Below are 3,621 nucleotides of genomic sequence, written 5' to 3'. Positions count from 1 at the left end.
GCGCCGTCGAGATCGTGATCCCGCGCGCCTTCTCTTCCGGCGCCTTGTCGATCTGGTCGTACGCCGTGAACGTCGCCCCGCCCTTCTCCGCCAGCACCTTCGTGATCGCCGCCGTCAGCGACGTCTTGCCATGGTCCACGTGACCAATCGTGCCGATGTTGCAGTGCGGCTTCGTCCGCTCAAACTTCGCCTTCGCCATTCTCTCGAAACCCTAATTCATCGCAGTTGGGACTTGTGTGCCCCCGGATGGAGCGGGTGAAGGGAATCGAACCCTCGTATTCAGCTTGGAAGGCTGCTGCTCTACCATTGAGCTACACCCGCCCGGATGTCCGGGGACGCGCCATGTCCTCGACCGTGACATCGAAGCCAAGCGGGCTTTGGTGGAGGGGGCTGGATTCGAACCAGCGTACGCTATGCGGGCAGATTTACAGTCTGCTGCCTTTAACCACTCGGCCACCCCTCCAAAGGGCTTCGCCGCACGGCTCGGCGAATGGCGGGGCGGAATATCGACATCCCGGCGAGGAAGTCAAGCATGCGTGATGCGAAAATCGTAAACTTGACCGCGCCCGCCTCACAGCGCACAGGACGGCGATGACCCGCACACCGCAGAACCGCCCGCCCCGCGCCGCCTCGCCCCACGCCCCGCGGCCCCATTCGCACCAGGGCCAGCGCCCGGATCAGCGCGGCCCCGGCGGCCGGGCGCCGGACGGACGGCCTCCCGCGCGCGAGCCCGACCGCTATCTCTACGGCGTCCACGCCGCCGTCGCCGCGATCCTGAATCCGGAGCGGGTGATCACCCGGGTGCAGTGCACCGAGGCCGGGCTGGCGAATCTGTCCGACGCCCTGGCGCAGGCGGCCGAGGCCGGCATCGACCGGCCGGCGCCGGAGATCGTCGACCGCGCCCTGATGGACCGGTTCCTCAAGGGCGCCGTGCACCAGGGCATCGCGCTGGAGATCAAGCCGCTGGACGCGCCGGACATCGACGATCTCGGCCGCGAGGCGGAGCTGCGCGCGGAGGCCGGGCAGCGCAGCGTGGTGGTGGTGCTGGACCAGGTGACCGACCCGCACAATATCGGCGCCATCCTGCGCTCCGCCGCCGCCTTCGGCGCGCTGGCGGTGATCGTCACCGACCGCAACACGCCCGAGGTCACTGGGGTGATGGCCAAGGCGGCATCCGGCGCGGTCGAGCATGTCGCGCTGACCCGGGTGAAGAACCTGGCCCGCGCCCTCGAATCGCTCGGCGAACTGGGCTTCCGCCGGATCGGCCTGGCCGAGGAGGGCGAGACGACCCTGGCCGAGGCGATGCAGGGCGACCGGGTGGCGCTGGTGCTGGGGGCCGAGGGCGACGGGCTGCGCCACCTGACGCGCGAGACCTGCGACGCGCTGGCCCGCCTGCCGACGCAGGGCCCGGTCGGCAGCCTGAACGTCTCCAACGCCGCCGCCATTGCGCTCTACGAGGCGGCAAGGGGCTGAGGGAGGTGGCGTAGGATGGAGGACCGATGGCGGCGCCAGCCGTCTTCGCTTCCGCTGCGCTCCAGCTTCGCCGGACACGCTCTGCCCTAAACGGCCTCCGCGTGGCTGCGCCACGCGTAGCCCGTAAGGGCGAAGCTTGGTGGGCCCGGCAGGATTCGAACCTGCGACAACACCGTTATGAGCGGCGGGTTCTAACCGCTGAACTACAGGCCCGTCCGGCGCCCTTCTAGCAAGCGGCGCCGGCGCGGGAAAGCGGGTTGCGACGCCCGGCGTGGGCCACCGAGCGCCGCTTCCGCAAGTCGGCCCGGTTACTGGGCCTTCTGCCCGCCGGCCATCATCTGCTTGACGATGCCGACGATGACCATCAGGACGCCGCCGCCAACGCCGCCCCCGACCACCTGCCCGATGATCGAGCCGATGTCGAGGCTGCCGCTGGCCGCCGCCGCCCCGAGGCTGGGGACGACCGCCTCCAGGATCTGGCCGCCGATGCCGCCGCCGATGATGCCGGCGATCGAGTTCCACAGGGTGCCGAGGTTGTACTGCTTGATCGCGGCACCGGCCACATTGCCGCCGACCGCACCTGCCACGAGCTGGATGATCAACGTCACGATGTCCATCGGATCTCCTTCCGATCGATGGCAGCGCCGTCGGGCGGTGCGGCGCATGAAGCAACCGATTCGCCGAATCATCGGCACCGCACAAATAATCATGCGCCTCGACCCGTTCCGCCTCAAGAGATATTTGGGAACGGACGGGGATCGTTGCCATGCGCCCAAAGAAGCGGGCATGTCGTCGGCGGATGATTTTCCCGATTCTATTGTCGGATTTACACCCTCGTTACGAGTCCGGACGGGATCGCTTCACAACCGGGCGGGGAGTCCGCTGAGGCCGATCACCGCGCCGTTCCAGGACGCGCTGCCGGCGGCGAGGTCGATCGCCATCAGGTCCTCGCCGACCAGCACCGGGCCGGCATCGGATAAAATACATCTACAGATTGCTATATTGCATATAACACAAATCAATTGGATTGATATTTACCGCTCCCCTCCGAATCTTTGTCCTATCGCCGCCAGCCAGAGACCGCCCCATGCGCGCCCGCCTTTCCGTCCTCGTCGCCGCCGCGACGCTGCTGGCCCTCGCCGCCCCGGCGGCCCAGGCCGAGACCGACACGCTGCGGATCGCGCAGCAATTCGGCATCTCCTACCTGCCGATGATCGTGGCCAAGCAGCAGAAGCTGATCGAGACGGCGGTCACCGAGGCCGGGCTGCCGGCGCCTGAGATCGAGTGGATCCAGGTCAGCGGCGGCGCCGCGATGAACGAGGCGCTGCTGTCCGGCAGCCTGGACGTCGCCGCGGCCGGGGCGCCGCCGGCGATCACGCTGTGGGCGAAGACGCGCGGGTCGATCGACGTCAAGGGCATCGCCGCGCTGGGGTCGATGCCGATCTACCTGACCACCACCAACCCGCAGGTGAAGACGCTGGCCGACTTCACCGACAAGGACCGCATCGCGTTGCCGGCGGTGAAGGTCGGGTTCCAGGCGGTGCTGCTGCAGATGGCGGCGGCCCAGGCCTTCGGCGAGGACCAGGCGACGAAGCTGGACGAGTTGACGGTCAGCATGTCGCATCCCGACGCCACCGCGGCCCTGCTGTCCGGCAGCACCGAGGTCACGGCCAATTTCGGAGCCCCGCCGTTCCAGAATCAGCAGTTGCAGGACCCGAAGATCCACCGGGTGCTGAGCAGCTTCGACGTGCTGGGCGGGCCGCACACCTTCAACGTGCTCTACGCCACTGGAGCCTTCTACGCCGAGAACCCGAAGACGGTGGCGGCGATCGTCACCGCGCTGGACCGCGCCGACCAGTTCATCCAGGCCCATCCGGCTGAGGCGGCGAAGCTGTATATCGCGGCCGAATCCTCGAAGCTGCCGGAGGCCTTCGTCGAGGCGCTGATCACCGCCCCCGACACGCGCTACACCGTGGCGCCCGAGAACATCCTGAAATTCGTCGACTTCCAGCACCGCATCGGCCAGATCGCGACCACCACTTCGGATTGGCGCGACCTGTTCTTCCCGCCGCTGCACGACCGGCAGGGCAGCTGAGATGGCGGCCCCTGCCCTCGTCCCGGCGCCCGAGACACCGGCAGCACTGGCGC

General features: G+C 68.2%; 4 protein-coding genes and 3 tRNA genes. 2 read left to right on the top strand and 5 right to left on the bottom strand.

Features of this window, described 5'->3' with window-relative positions; all coding sequences use genetic code 11:
• From ABDW35_RS33895 to ABDW35_RS33885, 3 genes are all read right to left on the bottom strand, one after another.
• The coding region (locus ABDW35_RS33895) for a GTP-binding protein (protein ID WP_343718254.1) at positions 1–199 on the bottom strand (199 nt) is incomplete at its 3' end.
• Between the two features lie 48 nt (positions 200–247).
• Positions 248–321: transfer RNA gene (locus ABDW35_RS33890), tRNA-Gly, on the bottom strand.
• A 57-nt stretch (positions 322–378) separates the two neighbouring features.
• A tRNA-Tyr gene (locus ABDW35_RS33885) sits at positions 379–463 on the bottom strand.
• 128 nt (positions 464–591) lie between these two features.
• On the opposite strand from ABDW35_RS33885, the gene rlmB reads away from it, so the two are divergent.
• Entirely contained in the window at positions 592–1,473 is an 882-nt protein-coding gene (rlmB, locus tag ABDW35_RS33880; RefSeq protein ID WP_343718253.1) for a 23S rRNA (guanosine(2251)-2'-O)-methyltransferase RlmB, read from the top strand.
• A 137-nt stretch (positions 1,474–1,610) separates the two neighbouring features.
• On the opposite strand, the gene ABDW35_RS33875 is transcribed toward rlmB, so the two are convergent.
• Positions 1,611–1,686: transfer RNA gene (locus ABDW35_RS33875), tRNA-Ile, on the bottom strand.
• Between the two features lie 95 nt (positions 1,687–1,781).
• Positions 1,782–2,090 carry a hypothetical protein gene (locus ABDW35_RS33870; RefSeq protein WP_343718252.1) on the bottom strand — a complete coding sequence of 103 codons (309 nt, stop codon included), beginning with the start codon at positions 2,088–2,090 and terminating at the stop codon, positions 1,782–1,784.
• A 470-nt stretch (positions 2,091–2,560) separates the two neighbouring features.
• Here ABDW35_RS33870 and ABDW35_RS33865 point away from each other — a divergent pair, with 470 nt between their 5' ends.
• Positions 2,561–3,568 (top strand): ABC transporter substrate-binding protein, encoded by a 1,008-nt coding sequence (locus ABDW35_RS33865; RefSeq protein ID WP_343718251.1) that lies wholly within the window; start codon positions 2,561–2,563, stop codon positions 3,566–3,568.
• Positions 3,569–3,621: the final 53 nt, after the last annotated feature.

This window comes from Inquilinus sp. (genome assembly GCF_039594555.1).
Lineage (GTDB): Bacteria > Pseudomonadota > Alphaproteobacteria > DSM-16000 > Inquilinaceae > Inquilinus.
The sequence above is the reverse complement of the archived record's forward strand: the minus strand, read 5'-3'. Positions and strand labels throughout refer to the sequence as shown.